General features: G+C 38.8%; 17 protein-coding genes. 3 read left to right on the top strand and 14 right to left on the bottom strand.

The genetic code is table 11. The features are described from left to right. Window positions 1-37: 37 nt before the first annotated feature. From leuC to leuB, 3 genes are all read left to right on the top strand, one after another. Complete coding sequence (leuC, locus tag J0871_RS09890; protein ID WP_208225074.1) at window positions 38-1,420, top strand: 3-isopropylmalate dehydratase large subunit; 1,383 nt, start codon at window positions 38-40, stop codon at window positions 1,418-1,420. Then, on the top strand, window positions 1,421-2,035 hold the full coding sequence (leuD, locus tag J0871_RS09885; protein WP_208225073.1) for a 3-isopropylmalate dehydratase small subunit: 615 nt from the start codon (window positions 1,421-1,423) through the stop codon (window positions 2,033-2,035). Window positions 2,036-2,195: 160 nt separating this feature from the next. Beyond that, on the top strand, window positions 2,196-3,311 hold the full coding sequence (gene leuB / locus J0871_RS09880; protein ID WP_208225072.1) for a 3-isopropylmalate dehydrogenase: 1,116 nt from the start codon (window positions 2,196-2,198) through the stop codon (window positions 3,309-3,311). 180 nt (window positions 3,312-3,491) lie between these two features. Here leuB and argH read toward each other — a convergent pair whose 3' ends face one another. From argH to ilvD, 14 genes are all read right to left on the bottom strand, one after another. Further along, on the bottom strand, window positions 3,492-4,769 hold the full coding sequence (gene argH, locus J0871_RS09875; RefSeq protein WP_208225071.1) for an argininosuccinate lyase: 1,278 nt from the start codon (window positions 4,767-4,769) through the stop codon (window positions 3,492-3,494). A 158-nt stretch (window positions 4,770-4,927) separates the two neighbouring features. Next, complete coding sequence (locus tag J0871_RS09870; RefSeq protein ID WP_208225070.1) at window positions 4,928-5,998, bottom strand: M20 family metallo-hydrolase; 1,071 nt, start codon at window positions 5,996-5,998, stop codon at window positions 4,928-4,930. Beyond that, window positions 5,995-6,777, bottom strand: coding sequence for an acetylglutamate kinase (gene argB, locus J0871_RS09865; RefSeq protein WP_208225069.1), 783 nt, complete (start codon window positions 6,775-6,777; stop codon window positions 5,995-5,997). Before argB ends, J0871_RS09870 begins: the two co-directional genes overlap by 4 nt. A gap of 46 nt (window positions 6,778-6,823) precedes the next feature. Continuing rightward, window positions 6,824-7,798: an N-acetylornithine carbamoyltransferase gene (locus J0871_RS09860; protein WP_208225068.1), complete on the bottom strand. Its 975-nt coding sequence runs from the start codon at window positions 7,796-7,798 to the stop codon at window positions 6,824-6,826. 88 nt (window positions 7,799-7,886) lie between these two features. Next, a complete protein-coding gene (locus tag J0871_RS09855; RefSeq protein ID WP_208225067.1) occupies window positions 7,887-9,020 on the bottom strand; it encodes an aminotransferase class III-fold pyridoxal phosphate-dependent enzyme in 1,134 nt (377 codons plus the stop codon). A gap of 2 nt (window positions 9,021-9,022) precedes the next feature. Beyond that, the gene (gene proC / locus J0871_RS09850) at window positions 9,023-9,817 is read right to left on the bottom strand and encodes a pyrroline-5-carboxylate reductase (protein ID WP_093302180.1); all 795 of its coding nucleotides are present in this window, start codon (window positions 9,815-9,817) and stop codon (window positions 9,023-9,025) included. A gap of 169 nt (window positions 9,818-9,986) precedes the next feature. Then, complete coding sequence (gene argC, locus J0871_RS09845) at window positions 9,987-10,949, bottom strand: N-acetyl-gamma-glutamyl-phosphate reductase (RefSeq protein ID WP_208225066.1); 963 nt, start codon at window positions 10,947-10,949, stop codon at window positions 9,987-9,989. Next, window positions 10,946-12,133: an argininosuccinate synthase domain-containing protein gene (locus tag J0871_RS09840; protein WP_208225065.1), complete on the bottom strand. Its 1,188-nt coding sequence runs from the start codon at window positions 12,131-12,133 to the stop codon at window positions 10,946-10,948. The genes argC and J0871_RS09840 overlap by 4 nt, the downstream gene beginning before the upstream one ends. Window positions 12,134-12,240: 107 nt before the next feature. Next, entirely contained in the window at window positions 12,241-12,876 is a 636-nt protein-coding gene (locus J0871_RS09835) for a GNAT family N-acetyltransferase (protein WP_208225064.1), read from the bottom strand. 335 nt (window positions 12,877-13,211) lie between these two features. Beyond that, window positions 13,212-14,486 carry a threonine ammonia-lyase IlvA gene (gene ilvA / locus J0871_RS09830; RefSeq protein ID WP_208225063.1) on the bottom strand — a complete coding sequence of 425 codons (1,275 nt, stop codon included), beginning with the start codon at window positions 14,484-14,486 and terminating at the stop codon, window positions 13,212-13,214. A gap of 1 nt (window position 14,487) precedes the next feature. Then, window positions 14,488-15,963 carry a ketol-acid reductoisomerase gene (ilvC, locus tag J0871_RS09825; RefSeq protein WP_208225062.1) on the bottom strand — a complete coding sequence of 492 codons (1,476 nt, stop codon included), beginning with the start codon at window positions 15,961-15,963 and terminating at the stop codon, window positions 14,488-14,490. Window positions 15,964-15,972: 9 nt separating this feature from the next. Continuing rightward, complete coding sequence (ilvN, locus tag J0871_RS09820) at window positions 15,973-16,503, bottom strand: acetolactate synthase small subunit (RefSeq protein WP_075326411.1); 531 nt, start codon at window positions 16,501-16,503, stop codon at window positions 15,973-15,975. After that, a complete protein-coding gene (ilvB, locus tag J0871_RS09815; protein WP_208225061.1) occupies window positions 16,503-18,236 on the bottom strand; it encodes a biosynthetic-type acetolactate synthase large subunit in 1,734 nt (577 codons plus the stop codon). Before ilvB ends, ilvN begins: the two co-directional genes overlap by 1 nt. Before the next feature lie 11 nt (window positions 18,237-18,247). After that, the gene (ilvD, locus tag J0871_RS09810) at window positions 18,248-19,921 is read right to left on the bottom strand and encodes a dihydroxy-acid dehydratase (RefSeq protein WP_208225060.1); all 1,674 of its coding nucleotides are present in this window, start codon (window positions 19,919-19,921) and stop codon (window positions 18,248-18,250) included. Between the last annotated feature and the right edge of the window lie 226 nt (window positions 19,922-20,147).

The raw sequence follows: 20,147 nt of genomic DNA, 5'->3' as shown, positions 1-20,147 counted from the left end.
CAAAAAGTTTAATACAACAAGGATTGAATTTATAAAAATGAAGAAAACTTTATTCGATAAAATTTGGGATGCACACGTGGTAGAATCTATACCCGATGGTCCCGATATTTTATATATCGATAAACATTTAATACACGAAGTTACGAGTCCACAGGCTTTTAACGAGCTGAAAGAAAGGGATATTTCGGTATTTCGCCCAGATCAAATTGTTGCGACGGCAGATCATAACACCCCGACTCAAAATCAGCATTTACCGGTTAAAGACTTATTGTCTAGAAAACAACTTAAAGAATTAACCCAAAATTGCGAGGAAAATAATATTACCCTTTATGGCCTTGGCCATCCTTATAACGGAATTGTTCACGTAATGGCTCCGGAATTAGGAATCACCCAACCGGGAATGACGATGGTTTGTGGAGACAGCCATACCTCTACCCACGGAGCATTTGGTACTATTGCTTTTGGAATTGGAACCAGCCAGGTTTCCCAGGTTTTTGCGAGCCAATGTGTTTTGGTTCAAAAACCTAAAAAATTGCGGGTAAACGTAAACGGAAAACTCAAAAAAGGGGTTTTACCAAAAGATGTTATTCTGTATATAATAAGCAAACTCGGGACAAATTCTGGTACCGGATATTTTTGCGAATATGCCGGAAATGTTTTCGAAGAAATGTCTATGGAAGGCCGAATGACGGTTTGTAATATGAGTATTGAAATGGGTGCTCGCGGCGGTTTAATCGCTCCAGATGAGACTACTTTTGAATACGTAAAAGGCAAAGAATTCGCACCAAAAGCTGAAGAGTTTGAAGCAGCAAAAGCTTATTGGGAAACTTTAAAAACCGATGAAGACGCTGAATTTGACCAGGAATATTCATTTGATGCCGAAGATATTGAACCTATGATCACCTACGGAACAAATCCGGGGATGGGAATTAAAATCACAGGTGCAATCCCAATGGAAGGTGGAAAAAGCGATGCTAAAGCTTTGGCCTATATGGGCTTTAAACCTGGAGAATCTTTATTAGATAAACCTATAAACTGGATTTTTATTGGTAGTTGTACTAACTCCAGAATTGAAGATTTTAGAGAGGCAGCAGCGTATATAAAAGGTAAACAAAAAGCTGAAAATGTAAACGCTTTAATTGTTCCGGGATCACGCCAGGTAGCAGCTCAAATTGAAGCTGAAGGTTTACGAGAAGTATTTGAAAATGCCGGTTTCACATTACGCCAACCGGGATGTTCAGCTTGTTTAGCAATGAATGATGATAAAATACCTGCAGGCGAATACTGTGTCTCCACCAGTAACAGAAATTTTGAAGGAAGACAGGGACAGGGTTCCCGTACAATATTAGCAAGTCCGTTAACTGCGGCAGCCACGGCTGTTTCAGGAAAATTAACCGACTTTACAAAACACTTAAATTAAATGGAAAAGTTTATCACATTAACCGATACAGCGGTTCCTTTAGAAGTAGAAAACGTAGATACCGACCAGATTATTCCTGCAAGGTTCCTAAAAGCAACAGATAAAGCGGGGTTTGGAGAAAACCTTTTTCGAGATTGGCGTTTTGATAAAAATGATGAACCTAATCCGGAATTTGCTTTAAATAAATCTGAATATAAAGGTTCAATTTTAGTCGCCGGGGATAATTTTGGGTGTGGTTCCAGCAGGGAACACGCTGCCTGGGCTCTTAAAGCTTACGGCTTCACCGTAGTAGTTTCCAGCTATTTTGCCGATATTTTCAAAGGAAATGCTCTTAATAACGGATTGCTTCCGGTTCAGGTAAGTCCGGAATTTTTGGAGCAGCTTTTTGCTGAAATCACCAAAGATCCTTCCGTAGAAATTATGGTTGACCTGGAAGCCCAAAAGATTAGAATTCCGAAGAAAGATATTTCAGAAAGCTTTGAGATAGATCCTTATAAAAAAACCTGTATGATCAATGGGTTTGACGATATAGACTTTCTGGTAAGCAAACTGGATGCAATAAAAGAATATGAACATAAAAGAACACAAAAATTACAAGGGACCACAGCCTTGTAGATTTGAATATGAGTAGATATCTGGAATTAACGTCATCCTGAACTTGTTTCAGGATCTAAGTTGATTAAACTTGTTAGAAGCTGAAACAAGTTCAGCTTGACGAGAGTTATAATTCTAAGACGGTTTAGTATTAAAAATTAACCACACATAAAGAAGAAAAATGAAATTAAAAATAGCAGTCTTGCCCGGAGACGGGATAGGCCCCGAAATTACACAGCAATCAGTTAAAGTTTTAAAAGCTGTAGCAGATCGATTCGATCACCACTTTCAATTTGAAGACGCCTTGGTAGGTGCGGCAGCAATAGATTTGCTGGACAATCCGTTACCTGAAGCTACGCTGGAATTGTGCAAGAAATCTGATGCTGTGTTATTTGGGGCAATAGGACATCCAAAATACGACAATAATCCAGATGCAAAAGTTAGACCTGAGCAGGGGCTCTTGCAGCTAAGAAAAGGCCTTGGACTTTTTGCCAATATTAGACCCGTAAAAGCTTACGACAAACTTATAGAACAATCGCCCTTAAAGGCCGATCGCATTGCAGGTGCCGATATGGTAATTTACAGGGAACTTACGGGCGGAATTTATTTTGGCGATAAATTTACAGCAGAAGATGGCCAAAGCGCTACCGATGTTTGTACCTACTCGGTAGAAGAAATTTCCAGGATGGCTCACCTGGCTTTTAAAGCGGCTGAGAAACGTTCCAAAAAATTAACCCTGGTAGACAAAGCCAATGTATTGGAAACATCGAGATTATGGCGAAAAACTGTAACTGCAATTGGTAAAGAATATCCTGAAGTAGAACTGGATTTTCTATTTGTAGACAATGCCGCAATGCAAATGATCCTGAACCCAACCCAGTTTGATGTTATCCTTACGGAAAATATGTTTGGTGATATCCTTTCAGATGAGGCCAGCGTAATTGGTGGTAGCATTGGGTTGTTGGCATCAGCCTCTGTAGGAAAAGAAAATGCGATGTTTGAACCTATTCACGGTTCCTATCCGCAGGCAACCGGAAAAGGTATTGCAAACCCGGTAGCTTCAATTTTATCGGCAGCGATGCTTTTAGAGCATTTCGGTTTGGTAGAAGAAGCTGAGGCAGTGAAAAAAGCGGTAGAACTTAGTATTAAACTAAACGTTTGCACCATAGACATTAACAAAGACAACCATTATACCACAGAAAAAGTGGGTGATTTCCTTGAGGGACTTATCAGTGAAGTTGATAATATTAGTATCAACAACGAAAACCTGAACCTTGGGCAAATGACTATTATTTAAGATTATTTTTTCTTCATTTATGTTTTGAACCCTTCGCATTTCGTGTGGTTTTGCGGGGGGTTTTTTTAGTGATACCCAATTTGTAAGAGCTTAATAAAGCTTCTGCAAAGTGCTGGTAGAACTATCCCGACAAAAAAGTCGGGATCTTATTATTCTAAACTCACATAAATATTCAAAAACCTAGGCCTCATTCTTTTTTCTCCTAATTTCGGCTAAAGCAAGATTATCTTTACTGCCCAAATGCGAATGCTTTTTACCTTCAGCAGCTTCATAAGTTCCTTCCTGCACCTGGCCTCCAATTATTTGATAAGCCTCTCTAAAAGATTTTCCCTGCATCACCAAATCGTTGATACTATCTACTGTAAAGAGGTATTTATATTTTTCATCCAGTAAATTGATATCCTTCACCTTAATTAAAGCGATAGAGTGAATAAAAATATCAAGGATCTCTTTAATATTTTCAACTGCATAAATGCTGTTTTCTTTAATTAATTGATAATCCCTATGATAACCGCTCGGTAAATTATTGGTAATTAAAATCATCTCGTTGGCGATGCTCTGTAGTTTATTGCATTTACCCCTAATCAACTCAAAAACATCGGGATTTTTTTTGTGAGGCATAATGCTGGAGCCGGTGGTAAGTTCATCGGGGAAAGTGATAAAATCAAAATTCTGACTCATATACAAACAAATATCCATCGCAAACCTGGAAAGCGTATTGGAAACCGATGCGATATTGGAGGTTACGGTTCGTTCGCATTTTCCTCGTCCCAATTGCGCGGCCACTACATTATATTTCAAGGTTGAAAAACCTAATTCTTGGGTGGTGAATTCACGGTCTATAGGAAAAGAAGAACCATAACCTGCGGCAGAACCCAACGGATTTTGATCTACAACTTTTAAACCGGCTTCCAGTAAATAAAGATCGTCTATTAATAATTCGGCGTAAGCCGAAAACCATAAACCAAAACTCGAGGGCATAGCGACTTGCAAATGCGTATAACCGGGAAGCAATTTTTCCTGATGCTTATCTGCAAGGCCTAAAAGAACATCTATGAGTTGTTTGGTTTTACCTGAAATTTCCTTCAAATTTTCTTTAAAATACAATTGCATCGCCACCAAAACCTGGTCATTCCTGGAGCGAGCGGTATGTATTTTTTTTCCGGTATCGCCTAAAGTTTGAGTAAGTTCAAATTCAATCTTGGAATGCACATCTTCAAAATCTTCCTCAATCTCGAAAGTTCCATTTTCAAGCTGCTGCTGAAGTTTTGCCAGTTCATCTTCAATAGCTTTAACTTCATCTGAATTCAGAATCCCAACTTTCCCCAACATTCTAGCATGTGCTCTTGAAGCTTTTAAATCGTATTCAGCGATATGCATATCTAACTCCCGGTCGTTTCCAACCGTAAAATTTTCAATTTTTTTATCTATAGCTAATCCTTTATCCCAGAGTTTCATAGTATTTATTTTAAGCTGAAAATTAATTATAAACGTCATTCTAAATTTATCTCAGAATCTAAGTTGTTCTATACCCGCAACACATTAGAAGCTGAAAACAATCCCGAAGCTTCGGGACAGCCTGACGCAAATTTTTTCTATCAGTCTACTTATAGTTTTTATTTTTTAAAAGCTTTATCGAGCAGTTTTATATACTTCTCTATTCCCTCTTCAATTTCCTTTACATAAATAAATTCATCTGCCGAATGCGATCTTGTGGAATCTCCCGGACCTAATTTTAGGGAAGCGCAATTTAGCATCGCCTGGTCGGAAAGTGTAGGTGAACCATAGGTTTCCATTCCCAAGGAAATTCCGGCTTTAATCAATTCGTGATCCTTGGGAATTGAAGAGGAGTTCAACCGAAGCGAGCGCGCAGTTATTTCATCCACCGGAGCTTTTTTCTGTAAAATTTTCTCAATTTCAGCATTAGAATACGCATCATTCACCCGAACATCAATTACCATATCAACGTGGCCGGGCACTACGTTATGCTGGCTGCCGGCATTGATTTGCGTTACTGTAAGTTTCACTTTTCCCAATGCCTCCGATTCCTTCGGAAAATCAAATTCCTCAAACCATTTTAAAACATTTGCTGTTTTATAAATTGAATTATTATCATTGGGATGAGCGGCATGTGAAGGAGTTCCCTTTACTTTTGCGTCAAAAACCACCAGGCCTTTTTCAGCAATTGCCAATTGCATTAAAGTAGGTTCTCCCACAATCGCCACATCAATTTTCGGCATTTTAGGCAACATACAGGCTATTCCATTTTTCCCGTTTATTTCTTCTTCGGCAGTGCCCGCAAAAATCAGGTTATATTCCAGGTCTTTGGATTCATAAAACCAGGTAAACGTAGCGAGTAAGGAAACCAGGCAACCTCCCGCATCATTACTACCCAACCCATATAATTTCTCATCTTCAATTTCGGCTTCAAAAGGGTCCCGGGTATAAGCTGAATTTGGCTTTACGGTATCATGATGTGAATTTAGGAGCAAGCCAGGCTTGTCTGGATCAAAATATTTGTTGGTGGCCCAAACATTATTTAAATGCCGATAAAAGGTCATTTCTTTAGCTCGAAACCAGTCTTCCAACAAGTCGGCTGTTTTATCCTCTTCCTTTGAAAAGGATTGCGTTTTAATAAGATTTTTTAGTAATTCTAAAGCATCCTTTTGTAATTCTTCGAGCTTCATTGGTTACTGATTTTAGTATAAACAGATTCTTTCTTTAATAGCCTGAAATCTCCCAGAAATATATTTTCTACACCACTTTCCAACGCCTGAAAACAATTATGTAGTTTTGGCAACATCCCGTCACTAATTACTTTTTCTTCCAGTAATTCCTTATATTTTTCCCTGTCAATTTTTTCAATTACCGAGTCATCATTTTTCGCATCAGCCAGTACGCCTTTTTTCTCAAAACAGAAATAAAGTTCTGTTTTATAAATTGAACTCATCGCTTTGGCGATTTCCGCAGCAACAGAATCGCCATTAGTATTTAAAAGTAATCCTTCAGCGGTACAGGAAATTGCCGAAAAAACGGGGGTAATATTTTGTTCTAAAAGTGAATTTATAAATTCTGAATTAACCTTCTCCACATCTCCTACAAAACCAAAATCGACTTCCTTCACAGGACGTTTTTTGGAGACGATACTCATTCCATCAGCACCACTTAAACCAATTGCATTGGTTTGAAGCCCCTGTAGTTTGGCCACAATATTCTTATTGATGAAACCTCCATAGACCATAGTGATCACCTTAATTGAATCGGCATCGGTGATTCTACGTCCTTCGAACATTTGGGTTTTATAACCGAGTTTTCCTGCAATTTCGGTAGCGAGGTTTCCCCCACCGTGGACCAGGATTTTGGGACCATCTAAAGCAACAAAATCGTCCAGGAAGGCTGAAAACTTAGTTTCATTTTCAATAAGCTTCCCTCCTATTTTTACAACTTTTAAAACTTCGTTTTTCATAATTCCTTAATTCCGTCAATTCAAGTTTGATCAAGCTACATACTGGTTAAGCATTTTTACCTAATTCGGATTGCTTTACCTTCTCTTCTAAAATCCTTTTCAAAACCGCCTGAGCAGCAAAGGTTCTGTTTCCCGCCTGTTGAATTACTACCGAGTTTTCTGAATCTAAAACCTCATCACCAATCACCATATTTCTTCTTACCGGCAAACAATGCATCACTTTTGCATTATTGGTTTGCATTAATTTTTCTGCTGAAAAAGTCCAGGTTTTATCCTCGCTTAATTTTTTCCCATATGTTTCATAACTGCTCCAGTTCTTTACATACACAAAATCGGCATCTTTTAAAGCCTCATCCTGGTTGTGAATCACAGGAATATTTTTAGTGATTTCACGATTCAAATCATAGCCTTCAGGATTTGTGATCACAAAATCTACATCCAGATTTTGCATAATTTCAGCAAAAGAATTGGGTACGCTTTGCGGTAAAGTTTTTGGATGTGGCGCCCAACTAAGCACTACTTTTGGCCGATCTTTTTTATTTAATTCTGAAATTGTAATCGCATCTGTAAGTGCCTGTAATGGATGGCCCGTAGCGCTTTCAAGGTTAACCACGGGCACTGAAGCGTATTTTTTAAAACTGCTTAAAACGGTTTCTGCTTCATCTTTTTCTTTATCCTGTAAATCAGGAAAAGCTCGTACAGCGATGATATCGCAATACTGTGACAAAACCGCAGCCGCTTCTTTGATATGTTCAGCTTTATCTGAGTCCATAACCGCACCGTCTTCAAACTCCAGTTTCCAGCTATCGCTGCCGGCATTCATTACCATCACTTCCATTCCCAATAATTTTGCCGCTTTTTCAGTACTTAAACGCGTACGTAAACTGGGATTAAAAAAAAGCATTCCCAGGGTTTTTCCTTTCCCGATTTCCAAAGTAGGAGTGCCTCTCTTTAGTTCCAGCGCTTCAGTAATTAATTGCTGTAAATCTTCTATATCTGATAATTCTGTGTAATTCTTCATTTTATTAATTTTTTCCTACAAGGTCTCGTAGACCTTGTAGGTTTTTTTTTTCATACATACCTACAAGGTTTTAAAAACCTTGCAGGAATTATTTTAAGTCTAAAACAATTGTCAAAGCTTTAAATAACTCATCAAAATGTTGTTTTTTAATATTTAAAGGAGGTAGAATTCGTAGTAATTTTTTGTTCGCTGAAGCCCCTGTAAATATCTGATGTTTAAATAAAAGCTCTTTTCTTATTTGCGCGATCTCAAAATCGAATTCTAACCCAATCATCAATCCGCGACCTTTAATTTTCTGAATCTGGGGAATTTCAACCGCTTTTTCTTTTACATATTCAAATAATTCAGCAGCATTCTTTAATAAATTTTCTTTCTCAATAACTTCCAAAACCGATATTCCTGCTGCACAGGCCAGATGGTTCCCTCCAAAAGTGGTTCCCAACATTCCCGATTTAGCTTTAATAGCCTTATCTATTAAAACACCACCAATTGGGAAACCGTTCCCCATACCTTTGGCGATAGAAATAATATCAGGACGAATATTATGTTTTTGAAAGGCGAAAAAATCCCCTGTTCTGCCGTAACCAGACTGTACCTCGTCTGCAATCAAAACTGAATTATATTTTTTACATAATTCAGCTATTTTTTGATAAAATTCGGAAGAAGCCTCGTCCAAACCGCCAACACCTTGTATCACTTCAAAAATAACGGCGGCAACATCTCCTTTTTTCAATTCAGCTTCTACAGCTTCAGAATCTTCAAAAGCTATTTTCGTAGCCTTATGATTTTGATTAAACGGTGCTTTAATATTTTCATTATCAGTAACTGCCACTACTCCCGAAGTTCTTCCGTGGAAGGCATTTTCAAAATATATAATTCTGTCTTTTCCGGTGTGAAAAGATGCAACTTTTAAAGCATTTTCATTTGCCTCAGCTCCCGAATTACACAAAAACAGGTTATAATCTTTTACGCCAGAAATTTTTTCCAGGTTATTGGCAAGTTGCTCTTGTAATGGATTTTTAACCGAATTGGAATAAAAACCCAGTTTGCTTACTTGTTTGGAAATTGCATTTACATAAGCCGGGTGAGAATGGCCAATAGAAATTACTGCGTGCCCGCCGTAAAGATCTAAGTATTTATTTCCGTCTTTATCAAAAACATAGGCGCCCTCGCCTTTCACCGGCGTGATATCGTAAAGTGAATACACATCAAATAAGTCCATAGTTATTCGGTTGTAATTGTATTTATTTTTTTAAATGAAGACTGGATTCCTTTTATTAAAGAAGAACTAAGGCCGTTATGTTCCATTTCGTTTAGTCCCTCAATGGTACAACCACGGGGTGTGGTCACCTTATCAATTTCTTCTTCGGGGTGTTTACCAGACTCTATAAGCAAGCTGGAAGCTCCCAAACAGGTTTGCATAGCCAGTTGCTGTGCGTCTTTTGCATCAAAACCAAGTTGTACCGCTCCCTGGGTGGTAGCGCGTATAAGCCGCATCCAGAAAGCGATCCCGCTGGCACAAATTACCGTAGCGGCCTGCATTTTATTTTCAGCAATAATAATACTTGTTCCCAAACGATTAAAAATAGCCTCGGCAATAGCGATGCGTTTCTTCCCTTTTTCGTTACTGCAAAGGCAGGTCATAGATTTTCCTACAGCAATAGCCGTATTGGGCATTGAACGTACAATAAACTGTTCTTCCCCAACAATAGCTTCAATAGCCGCAATTTTAAATCCCGTAATCGTGGATATTAAGACGTGCTTTTCGTGAAGATCATCTTTAATTTCTTCCAGAATTCGCTGCATTTGCGTGGGTTGTACTGCAAAAATAAGGATATCTGAATTTTTAACTGCTTCACGATTATCACTGGTGACCTTAACTTTGGCATATTCCTCGTACTCCTGAATTTCTTCAGTTTTTCTTTTGGTAAGGTACAAGGTGGTAAACGCATTGTTTACAATAAGGCCTTTCGCAATGGAAAGTCCCAGGTTTCCGGCTCCTATAATAGCTATTTTCATCTTTTTGGTTTTAGTTGGTTAGGCTTGCCACGAATTCACTAAATATTTTTTGTCAAACCTTAAAGGTTTTAATTTCGGTTTCTAAGTGAATTAGATCCTGAAACAAGTTCTGGATGACGCCTTTAATTTTATTCGATCAATTATATTCGTGAATTAGTGGCATATCTCATTAAAAATAACTCGCTTTTAATTTTAATCCTGAAGTCTCTTCAAAACCAAACATTAAGTTCATATTTTGAACTGCCTGCCCAGAAGCACCTTTCAGTAAATTATCAATAATACTGGTAATCAAAATTTTATCGCCAAATTTCTGTAATTTCAGCAGACATTTATTAGTGTTTACCACTTGTTTTAAATGCAAATCTTCTTCAACAACAAACGTAAAAGCGGAATCCAAATAAGTCTCAGTATATATCGCTTTCGCTTCCTCCAAACTGCCTTCAAATTTCGTGTAAGCCGTGGCGTGAATTCCTCTTGAAAAATTTCCCCTATTCGGGATAAAATTAATTTCAGGTAGCTTATTATTCTGAAGTAGTTTTAGGCTCTGCCCTATTTCATTTAAATGCTGATGTTCAAAAGCTTTGTAACTGGAAAAATTATTGTCCCGCCAGGTAAAATGGGTAGTTGCAGAAAGTGAAGTTCCCGCTCCGGTTGCGCCGGTTACTGCATTTACGTGCACTTCATCCTGCAACAATCCTGCTTTTGCAAGCGGCAAAATAGCTAAACTAATAGCAGTGGCAAAGCATCCGGGATTAGCTATAAAATCGGCTTCTTTTATCTTTTCTTTATTGAATTCCGGCAGGCCGTAAATAAAAGAGTGTTCACCACTCATTCTATAATCGGTGCTTAAATCCACGATTTTAGTGTTTTCAGAAAACTGGTTTTTCGAAAGGAATTTTACCGAATTTCCGTGTCCAAGACATAGAAATACCACGTCTACATTTTTATTGATTTCTCCACTAAATTGCAAATCGATTTCTCCCAGTAAATCCTGGTGTATTCCTGCTACAGGTTTCCCCGGTTGCGAGGTACTGTACACAAAATCCAGTTCAACTTCCGGATGATTTATAAGTATTCTAATAAGTTCACCGGCCGTATATCCGGCACCTCCAATTATTCCTGCTGTTATCATTTCCCTTCTTTTACGTGTTGGTATATCTTCCCGGCGTTTGATAGAATTTTTATAAATCCTTTGGCATCATCTGCCGTCCAGGCTTTATTTTCTTCACCATAATTTCCAAAACTGGAATTCATTAAATCGTTATCAGATTTAATTCCATCAAGTGTAAATCGGTATGGATGCAAGGTGACGAAAACTTCTCCGCTTACCTGCTGCTGTGAACTTTCTAAAAAAGCTTCCAAATCCCTCATTACGGGCTCCAAATACTGGCCTTCGTGTAAATGTGTCCCGTACCAATTGGCCAAATAATCTTTATGCTGTAATTGCCATTTACTTAGCGTATGCTTTTCCAGTAAATGGTGAGCTTTTATGGTAATAAGCGCAGCTGCGGCTTCAAAACCAACCCTACCTTTAATTCCTATAATCGTATCTCCAACGTGAATATCTCTTCCAATCGCATATTTTGAGGCGATATCTTCTAGGATTTCGATATTCTTCTCAGGGGAATTTTCTTTTCCATCTACCGCGGAAAGTTCTCCTTTGGTAAAGCTTAAACTGATTTGTTTCGCTTCTTTCTGCTGAAGTTGGGAAGGATAAGCACTTTCAGGTAAAGGTTTTTCTGAAGTTAACGTTTCTGCTCCACCAACACTAGTGCCCCAAAGGCCTTTGTTCACTGAATATTTTGACTTTTCCCAATTCATTTCCACTCCATTCTGCTTCAGGTATTCAATCTCTTCCTGGCGGCTGAGTTGCTTATCTCTAATTGGGGTGATAATTTCAATTTCGGGAGCGATTATTTGAAAGATCATATCAAATCTTACCTGGTCGTTTCCTGCGCCCGTACTACCGTGCGCAATATATTTAGCATCAATACTTTTTGCGTAATTCACAATCTCTATGGCCTGTACAATTCGCTCTGCACTTACCGAAAGCGGATAAGTATTGTTTTTTAACACATTTCCGAAAATTAAATATTTTACCACTCTTTGGTAAAATGAAGAAACCGCATCAATATTTTTATAGGTTTTTGCTCCTATTTTTTGTGCATTTTCTCCAATTTTCTTCACTTCTTCTTCTGAAAATCCGCCGGTATTTACACTCACGGCGTGGACTTCAAAATTTTCTTCTTTAGATAAATATTTTGCGCAGTAAGAAGTGTCTAAACCCCCACTGTATGCTATAACTACTTTTTTCATTTGACTTATTTATTGTTACGTCATCCTGAACTTGTTTCAGGATCTAAGTCGTTTAGAAGCTGAAACAATCCCGAAGCTTCGGGACAGCTTGACGATAAATCTGATTCCTAATTTTGGTTTTTCTCTTTTTTATAAAACAAGGTCTGTTTTATATTTTTCAACCTCTTAAAAGCTTTATCATTTAAGCTTTCCTTTTTATCTCCTTTTTTTGCATCCTTTTTTCTTTCCGGATCGTACATCATTCCTGTGCAAAGGCACATATTACGTTCGGTCCTGGTTAAGATATCGTAATTCTTACAGGTTTGGCAGCCTTTCCAAAAGGCATCATCATCGGTAAGTTCAGAAAAGGTTACGGGTTGATATCCAAGTTCGTAATTTATTTTCATCACGGCCAAACCGGTAGTGATCCCGAAGATTTTAGCATTGGGATACATTTTCCTGGAATGGTTAAAAACCACTTCTTTAATATCTTTGGCCAATCCCTGGTTCCTGAAATCTGGGTGTACAATTAAGCCTGAGTTTGCCACATATCTTTCGTGGCTCCAGGTTTCGATATAGCAGAAACCGGCAAATTTTTCGCCGTCTAAGGCAATGACAGCATTACCCTTTTCCATTTTACCAATGATATATACAGGGGTTCTGCGGGCAATACCCGTGCCTCGAACCTTTGCAGATTCTTCTATAGTTGTACAAATAATCTCAGCATATTGAGCGTGAGATTTATTAGCAATGACAATCTTCATTTGCTAAGAAATTAGTGTGAAAATAAATTTGATTTGTTCTTTTTGAAAGGGGAACCGGACTCACCTAAGTTCCATTAAATTATACACGCACCAAGGTGCGACGCGGGAAGCGGCGGCGAATAGGTGTAATTTCAGAAGTTATTCTGAAATTTAAATTGGCCGGTATATTTTGTGGATCTCTCAAGTTGTAATTAAAATCAAATAATATTAAAAAAGAATAATGAAATTTACTTCTTACCTGCGGCGGCGCGGGAAGAAGCGAAAAATGGGAAATATTATTTGTTTCATTGAAAGCATATTGTAAATGTACATAATTATTTTAACCAACAAAATATTTATACTAAATATTGAAACAAATTAGGCTTATCATTGAGATACTCCCCGTAAAAATTCTTCGCTTTCATCCTGGCTACCAAAGGCTCAAAATCGGCAGGATCGTTTAATTCTATCCCAACAACTGCCGGGGCATTATCACGATGATGCTTTTTTGAGTATTCAAAATGGGTAATATCGTCTTTAGGACCTAAAACTTTTTCCAGGAAATCTTTTAAAGCGCCTGCTCGTTGTGGAAAGCTAATTACGAAATAATGCTTTAGCCCGGCATATAATAGCGCTCTTTCCTTGATCTCGGCAGTTCGGGTAATATCGTTATTGCTTCCGCTTACAATACATACCACGTTTTTTCCTTTAATTTCTTCAGCAAAAAAGTCGAGTGCACTTATAGCCATGGCACCGGCGGGTTCCACCACAATCGCATCCTGGTTGTAAAGATCCAGAATGGTCTGGCAAATTTTACCCTCCGGTACTGTGATCATTTTATCCAGGTTTTCTTTACAAATCTCGAAGTTACGGCTCCCGACTTTTTGTACCGCGGCACCATCTACAAAACGCTCTATAGTCTTTAACTCTACCAGTTTTCCTTCTTTTAAAGAAGAAGTCATAGAAGCTGCACCCTCGGGCTCTACTCCAATAATTTTAGTACTTGGTGAAAGTTCCTTGAACATGGATGACAACCCGGCTAAAAGTCCGCCACCACCAAGTGGCGCGAAAACGTAATCTATAGGTTCACTTGCCTGTTCCAGAATTTCCAAACCAATGGTGGCCTGCCCCTCAATCACTTTTTCATCGTCAAACGGATGGATAAATACCAAACCGAACTTCCCGGCGTGTTTCATTGAGCTTTTAAAAGAATCGTCGAAAGTATCTCCTTTTAAAACCACCTCTACCCAATCGCCGCCAAACATTTTGGTTTGTTCTACTTTTTGCCTGGGTGTGGTTATTGGCATATAGATCACGCCTTTTACCTGCAGTTTATTACAGGCAAAAGCTACACCTTGCGCGTGATTTCCGGCGCTGGCACAAATTACCCCTTTTGCTAACTGATCTTGCGGAAGGCTTGAAATTTTATTGTATGCCCCACGAATTTTGTAAGAACGTACCTGTTGCAAATCTTCCCTTTTCAGCATTACATTGGCTGAAAACTTTTTGCTATAGGTAAAAGATTGCATCAAGGGTGTTTTAACCACCACTTTAGAAATCCGTTCAGCCGCTTCTTTCACAGCTTCAACTTGAGGTTTGTATATTTTTTTATCTGCCAGCAAAGTATCCATTTTATTCCTGTATTTTTTTCATTGCAGTCATTGCTTTTCTAAGCTTTCCTCCTACTTTTTCTACCGGATGTTGCCTAATTTCATCATTAACAGCTATTAACTGCTGATTATCCACTCCAGTATATTGGGTTCCAAAGGAATGGCCAATAACTTCTTTTGGTAAGCCATTCACATAATCTTTAATTAAAGGTTTTGCCGAATGATCAAATAAATAACAACCGTATTCTGCCGTATCAGAAATAATCCTGTTCATCTCGAACAATTTCTTTCTCGCTATGGTATTGGCGATTAGCGGAGTTTCGTGTAAAGATTCATAATAAGCTGAATCTGCAACAATCCCAGCTTCTACCATAGTTTCAAAAGCCAGCTCTACACCGGACTTTACAAAGGCTACTAATAAAACACCTTTATCAAAATATTCCTGTTCTTTGATTTCTTCAGAAGTTGCTTCAGATTTTTCAAAAGCGGTTTCCCCGGTTGCTGCACGCCATTCTAATAATTCCTTATCATTATTTTCCCAGTCGCGCATCATTCGGCTACTAAATTCACCTGAAATAATATCGTCCATATGTTTTTGAAAAAGCGGACGCATTATTTGTTTTAATTCTTCAGAAATCTCATCGGCCTTTATCTTCGCCGGATTCGAAAGCCTATCCATCATATTGGTAATACCACCGTGCTTTAAAGCTTCGGTAATGGTTTCCCAACCATATTGAATTAGTTTTGAAGCGTAAGAAGGTTCTACGCCTTCGGCTACCATCTTATCAAAACTTAAAATAGAACCCGTTTGTAGCAATCCGCATAAAATGGTTTGTTCTCCCATTAAATCAGATTTTACTTCAGCCACAAAAGAAGACTCTAAAACCCCGGCTTTATCGCCACCGGTAGCAACTGCATAAGCTTTAGCCCATTCAAAACCAATTCCCTGAGGATCGTTTTCCGGATGTACCGCAATAAGTGTCGGTACTCCAAAACCACGTTTATATTCTTCTCTAACTTCGCTTCCGGGGCATTTTGGCGCCACCATAATCACAGTAATATCTTCCCGAATCTTCATTCCTTCTTCTACGATATTAAAGCCGTGAGAATAAGAAAGCACCGCGTCTTTTTTAATATGCGGCTGAATGGCTTTTATAACCGAAGTATGTTGCTTATCTGGCGTTAGGTTAATTACCAGGTCGGCGGTAGGAATCAATTCTTCATAAGTTCCCACCTTAAAATTATTTTCTGAAGCATTTTTAAATGACTGTCGTTTTTCTTTAATAGCACCTTCACGAAGCGCATAAGAAATATCCAGGCCGCTGTCTCGCATATTCAAACCCTGGTTAAGGCCTTGAGCGCCGCAGCCCACAATCACTATCTTTTTTCCTTTTAAAGCAGCCACTCCGTCGCTGAATTCATCACTACCCATAAACCTACAGGTTCCTAATTGGGCTAATTGTTCACGTAAAGAAAGACTGTTAAAATAATTCGTCATCACTTTTATTTAATTGGTTGTATCAAATTGTTCTAAAATGTTCGAGATTGGCATTTCGTTCTTGGTTACGGCAATAGTGCCCGAACGTACAAACTGCATCAATCCATAAGGTTTTAATTTCTCGTAAAGGCTATCGGTTTCGTGGCGTTTTCCGGTTTTTTCAATAACAAAAAACTTTGGCGTAACCGTCACTATCCTTGCATTAGATTCCTTTATAAAATCCTGGATATTAAGATCATCTACAAACTCGGCTGAATTTATTTTGTAAAGCGCAGTTTCCTGGTAGATCATTTCCTCATCGGTATGATAAAAAGCTTTAATAACCTCAATTTGCTTTTCTATTTGACCAACTATTTTCTTAACCTGATCTTCGGTAACCTGCACCACGATTATAAAGCGCATCACTCCGTTCACCTCACTTCTGGAGGCTGTAATACTCTCTATATTGATATGCCTTTTCTGAAAAATAGCAGCAATTCGGCTCAACAAACCTATGTTGTTTTCGGTATAAACCGAAACCGTAAAATTTTTCTTTTCCATTATTCTAATCTTATATCAGAAACTGAAGCCCCGGTAGGAACCATAGGGAAAACATTTTCTTCCTGTTCAACTTTTACCTCTAAGAAATAAGCCTCGTTAGATTGCATCATTTCCGTAACCGCTTCTTTTAAATTTTCTCTTTTACTAACCTGTTTCGCCTTAATATGATAACCTTTGGCAATTGTTATAAAATCGGGGTTAATCATTTCTGTGGAAGCATATCGTTTCTCAAAAAACAATTGCTGCCACTGCCGCACCATTCCAAGAAAATCGTTATTTAAAACCACAATTTTTACAGGAACTTTTGTTTGAAAAATAGTTCCTAATTCCTGGATAGTCATTTGATAACCACCATCTCCAATTACTGCAACCACATCGCGCTCTGGTGCTCCCATTTTAGCGCCAATTGCCGCCGGAAGCGCAAAACCCATTGTTCCAAGTCCGCCGGAAGTTACATTACTTCGGGTTTGGTTGAATTTTGAATAGCGACAGGCCACCATTTGATGTTGGCCAACATCTGAAACAATTACCGCGTTTCCTTGAGAGCATTTATTAATCTCATCAATAACCTCGGCCATTCCAATTTTTCCCCGTTCGGCATTTAGATCATTTTTAATGATTTTATCAAATTCAATTTTATAATGCTCCTTGAATTTTTGATGCCAGGCTTCGTGCTTATTCGGTTTTAAAAGTTCTAATAAAACTTTAAGCGTTTCATTTACATTCCCTAAAACCGGAATATCAGCGTGTACGTTTTTATTAATTTCAGCCGGATCTATTTCAAAATGGATCACTTTAGCTTGTTTGGCATATTTCTCCAAATTTCCGGTTACCCGATCATCAAAACGCATCCCAATGGCAATTAACACATCGCATTCATTGGTTAGCACATTTGGACCATAATTTCCATGCATTCCAACCATTCCTACATTTAAGGGATGATCGGTTGGCATAGCCGAAAGTCCTAAAATAGTCCACGCCGCCGGAATACCCGATTTCTCTACTACTTTTTTGAACAGTTCTTCAGCACCACCTAAGATCACACCCTGGCCAAAAACAATCATCGGCTTTTTAGCATTATTCATTGCTTCAGCCGCTTTCTCAACTTCTAATAAATTGATCTCAGGTTTAGGTTTATAACTTCTAATCCCTGAACATTTTTTATACGAAAAATCAAGGGTAGCAAACTGCGCATCTTTGGTAATATCAATCAATACAGGCCCCGGTCTTCCAGAGCGGGCAATAAAAAATGCTTTTGCCAGAATTTCCGGAATTTCTTCTGCTTTTGTGATTTGATAATTCCACTTGGTAATAGGCGTAGAAATTCCAATAATATCGGTTTCCTGAAAAGCATCACTTCCCAGTAAATGAGAACCTACCTGCCCGGTGATACACACCATTGGCGTAGAATCTATTTGTGCATCGGCAATTCCTGTTACCAAATTCGTGGCTCCGGGACCCGATGTTGCCATCGCTACTCCTACTTTTCCACTTACTCTTGCATAACCCTGTGCCGCGTGTGTTGCGCCTTGTTCGTGGCGCGTGAGGACGTGGTGAATTTGGGTTTGGTATTTATACAATTCATCATAAACGGGCATAATTGCTCCGCCGGGATAGCCGTAAAGCGTATCCACCCCTTCCTCAAGCAAACATTTTATCACCGCCTCAGCTCCTGAAACCGTGGTTGCTTTTGGGGAAGCCGTTTTTTCGAAACTAGCTGTTTTAACTTCCATAATTCACCTTATTAAAATTCGTCGGTAACACAACCTTGCGAGGCCGAAGAAACCGTTCTTGCATATTTGTAAAGCACACCCTTATTAAATTTTAAAGCGGGGGCTTTCCAGTTTTCTTTTCTCTTCTCTATTTCTTCTGCTGAAAGCGCAACTTCAATTTTATTGGTTTCAGCGTTTATGGTAATCTGGTCTCCATCTTTTAGAAATGCCAGCAAACCACCTTCCTGGGCTTCTGGGGTAATATGCCCAACGACAAAACCGTGAGTTCCTCCAGAAAATCTTCCATCAGTAATTAAAGCCACGTCTTTACCGAGTTTTGCTCCCATTATTGCTGAAGTAGGCTTTAGCATTTCCGGCATCCCGGGACCGCCTTTTGGCCCTTCATACCGAATGACGACGACATCTCCCTTTTTCACTTTTCCTTCTGAAATCCCATCATTAGCATCATATTCACTATTAAATACTTTTGCAGTACCGGTAAATTGCAAACCTTCCTTTCCGGTAATTTTGGCTACCGAACCGCCTTCAGCAAGATTTCCGTAGAGAATCCTGATATGCCCGGTTTTCTTGATCGGGTTATCCAAAGGTCTAAATACATCCTGACCTTCTTCCATATCGGGAACATCGGCAAGGTTTTCGGCAAGAGTTTTTCCAGTTACCGTCAAACAATCACCGTGAAGCATATCGTTTTTCAACATATATTTTAGAACAGCAGGAATTCCGCCAATTCTATGCACATCTTCCATCGCATATTTTCCGCTTGGCTTTAGATCGGCTAAAAACGGAGTGCTATCACATATTTTTTCAAAATCTGTTAAGCTAAAATCAACTTCGGCCGATTTCGCAATAGCCAAAAAGTGTAATACCGCATTGGTAGATCCACCTAGAACGGTAAGTAAACGAATCGCATTTTCCAGTGATTTACGATTCACAATATCACGAGGCTTTATATCTTTTTCAATAAGCAAGCGCACCGCTCTTCCGGCTTCCTCACTTTCGGTTTTCTTTTCTTCGCCTACCGCAGGGTTTGAGGAATTATAAGGCAGGGCCATTCCCAAAGCTTCAATTGCAGAAGCCATGGTATTTGCGGTGTACATTCCGCCGCAGGCACCTGCACCAGGGCAGGCTTTTTCAATAATACTATCGTATTCCTCTTTATCTATATCCCCGGCTGTTTTTGCGCCCCAGGCTTCAAAAGCAGAAACCACGTCCAGTTTTTTACCGTTATGACATCCGGAAGCAATTGTACCACCATACACTAAAATCGCAGGACGGTTAATTCGCAGCATTGCCATAAGCGCACCGGGCATATTTTTATCGCATCCTACTACGGTGATTAACGCATCATAAGACATCGCGTGAATTACCGTTTCCATAGAATCGGCAATAATATCACGGGATGGCAGCGAATAACGCATTCCCGGGGTTCCCATAGAAATCCCGTCGCTTACGCCAATGGTATTAAAAATTAAACCTACAAGTTCATTTTCATTTGCGCCTTTCTTAACCAATTTTGCCAAATCGTTAAGGTGCATATTACACGGATTGCCTTCGTAACCGGTACTGGCAATACCCACAAATGGTTTTTTAAAATCTTCTTTGGTTAGACCTATAGCGTGCAACATTGCCTGTGATGCCGGTTGCGAATCGCTTTGTGTTAAAACTTTACTGAATTTATTGTGCATTACTTATTCTTCTTCGTGTGATTTAAAGATTAAAAGTAAGCCGATAAGAATTCAACAGGTAATTTGCAGTATAGAAAGCACTACTTTCGGAATAAAAACAATTAACTTAAACAACTGTTTGACAGTGTTTTAACCGTGTTTTAATTACGATAGCTGAAAAGGTATTTTCCAGAAGAAAAATTACAGTAAGAAAAAGCCCGAAATTCGAAGAATTTCGGGCTTTTGA

This window comes from Salegentibacter sp. BDJ18, from assembly GCF_017579965.1.
GTDB lineage: Bacteria > Bacteroidota > Bacteroidia > Flavobacteriales > Flavobacteriaceae > Salegentibacter.
Note: the sequence above shows the minus strand (reverse complement) of the source record. Positions and strands in the feature narration are given on the sequence as shown.

Coding starts and splice junctions, on each gene's coding strand:
- J0871_RS09870 (WP_208225070.1), bottom strand. CDS start 5,998: ATGAAGCTCGAAGAATTACAAAAGGATGCTTTAGAATTACTAAAAAAT.
- ilvN (WP_075326411.1), bottom strand. CDS start 16,503: ATGGAAAAGAAAAATTTTACGGTTTCGGTTTATACCGAAAACAACATA.
- J0871_RS09840 (WP_208225065.1), bottom strand. CDS start 12,133: ATGAAAAAAGTAGTTATAGCATACAGTGGGGGTTTAGACACTTCTTAC.
- argH (WP_208225071.1), bottom strand. CDS start 4,769: ATGAAACTCTGGGATAAAGGATTAGCTATAGATAAAAAAATTGAAAAT.
- ilvA (WP_208225063.1), bottom strand. CDS start 14,486: ATGGATACTTTGCTGGCAGATAAAAAAATATACAAACCTCAAGTTGAA.
- argB (WP_208225069.1), bottom strand. CDS start 6,777: ATGAAAAACGAAGTTTTAAAAGTTGTAAAAATAGGAGGGAAGCTTATT.
- ilvC (WP_208225062.1), bottom strand. CDS start 15,963: ATGACGAATTATTTTAACAGTCTTTCTTTACGTGAACAATTAGCCCAA.
- leuC (WP_208225074.1), top strand. CDS start 38: ATGAAGAAAACTTTATTCGATAAAATTTGGGATGCACACGTGGTAGAA.
- J0871_RS09855 (WP_208225067.1), bottom strand. CDS start 9,020: ATGGACTTATTTGATGTGTATTCACTTTACGATATCACGCCGGTGAAA.
- ilvD (WP_208225060.1), bottom strand. CDS start 19,921: ATGCACAATAAATTCAGTAAAGTTTTAACACAAAGCGATTCGCAACCG.
- proC (WP_093302180.1), bottom strand. CDS start 9,817: ATGAAAATAGCTATTATAGGAGCCGGAAACCTGGGACTTTCCATTGCG.
- ilvB (WP_208225061.1), bottom strand. CDS start 18,236: ATGGAAGTTAAAACAGCTAGTTTCGAAAAAACGGCTTCCCCAAAAGCA.
- J0871_RS09835 (WP_208225064.1), bottom strand. CDS start 12,876: ATGAAGATTGTCATTGCTAATAAATCTCACGCTCAATATGCTGAGATT.
- J0871_RS09860 (WP_208225068.1), bottom strand. CDS start 7,798: ATGAAGAATTACACAGAATTATCAGATATAGAAGATTTACAGCAATTA.
- argC (WP_208225066.1), bottom strand. CDS start 10,949: ATGATAACAGCAGGAATAATTGGAGGTGCCGGATATACGGCCGGTGAA.
- leuB (WP_208225072.1), top strand. CDS start 2,196: ATGAAATTAAAAATAGCAGTCTTGCCCGGAGACGGGATAGGCCCCGAA.
- leuD (WP_208225073.1), top strand. CDS start 1,421: ATGGAAAAGTTTATCACATTAACCGATACAGCGGTTCCTTTAGAAGTA.